1 protein-coding gene is annotated in these 1,427 nt (G+C 69.0%); it reads right to left on the bottom strand.

What is annotated here, in order from left to right; genetic code table 11:
- Positions 1–44: 44 nt before the first annotated feature.
- The coding region (locus ACFV9O_RS40415) for an IS1182 family transposase (protein ID WP_385428085.1) at positions 45–1,427 on the bottom strand (1,383 nt) is incomplete at its 5' end.

Genomic DNA, 1,427 nt, shown 5'->3' with positions numbered 1-1,427 from the left:
GACTCCGTTGGGAAATGCGTAAACCGGTGGGTGTGATCTTGTCGTCAGGCGGCGAGTTGGAGTCGGGCGAGGTGCGAGGTGCGGGTTCCGCCGAGGGGTGTTTCGCTGAGCCAGGCGTCGAGTCTGATGATGTTGATGGCGGTGGCGGCGAAGATGTGTCCGAGGCGGGTCTTGGGCAGGCCCGTGTAGCGGGTCCGGCGGATGCGGGTGCGCCGGATTGCCTGGGAGATGGTGCCCTCCACCCCGGCGCGGATGTTGTAGCGCTGCTGCCACTGGTCGGTGAGCTGTTCGCGGCGCCGGTCTTCCAGTGCTGCCTGCTGGTCTTGGGGCAGCAGGGTCAGGCTTCGGCCCCACTTGCCGTTCGCCGCCCTGGTGCACTTGTCCCTCACCGGACAGGCCGCGCAGTCCTGGGCAGTGAAGTGCACCCGGGAGACGGGAGTGCCGCTGCTCTTGCGCTGGTCGGACCAGCTGGCACTGACGTTGCCCTGGGGACAGACGGCCTTCTTGGCCTCCCAGTCGATCGTGAACGCGCTCTGCGTGAAGTGTTCGCCCTCGTAGTTCTCGTGGCACGTATCCAGCCCGACCGGCCCCAGCAGTTCGATCCCATGTGCCTCGCGCGCGGCCACGATGTGTGCGGCGGTGATGTAGCCGGCATCGACGTCGTGCTCATCGGGCAGCAGCTCCCGTGCGGCCAGGCCCTGGTGGACGGCTGCGGTGACCTCGGTGTCAGCGACGGTGGCGTCCGTGGTGACGACATGGGTGATCAGGTGCGGGGCGTGCGGTTCGCAGGTCTCGCTGAGGTGGGTCTTGTAGCCGCACCAGCCCGAGCCGCGCTTGGTCGCGTAGCGGGCATCGGGGTCGTAGGGCGAGGAGAGCCGGCGTCTGCCCGGCGGGAGGTCTTTGCCCTCCCGCCAGCGCACCTCCTCGCCGTCGCGGTGGTACTGCTCTACCCAGGCCCGACGTAGGACCTGGACGGCGGGGACTTCCCGTAACCACGCGGGAGCCTGGGGCGCGTAGACGGCCTCCAGGATGGTGAAGCCGTCCCGGCCGACCTGCTCGGCCCACTCCTGGCGGACGTTGTCGCCCTTGGGGAAGCGGTAGGAGTCGATCCGGGTGCCGTAGCGTTTGGCCCAATCGGCGTTGACCAGCGCGGACAGCCATGCCGGGGCGGCTGCGGCCAGTGCCTCCAGCGCCGCGCGCAACGTCTCACCGACGAACTCCATCCGGTTCAGCGTCCGCACGGCTGCCAGGACGTGGGTGGAGTCGGTGCGCTGCCGACCGCCTGCACGCAGCAGCCCGAGCTCGGCACACCTGGCCAGGACCAGGTCCAGGACCTGCTCCTCGAGTCCGTGCCCGATCAGCCGGGCACGGAAGTCGCTCAGGACGGAGAAGTCGAACCCCGGATCGTCCAGCTCCAAGCCGAGGAG

Origin of the sequence: Streptomyces sp. NPDC059909, assembly GCF_042730885.1 — a bacterium.
Lineage (GTDB): Bacteria > Actinomycetota > Actinomycetes > Streptomycetales > Streptomycetaceae > Streptomyces.
The sequence above is the reverse complement of the archived record's forward strand: the minus strand, read 5'-3'. Positions and strand labels throughout refer to the sequence as shown.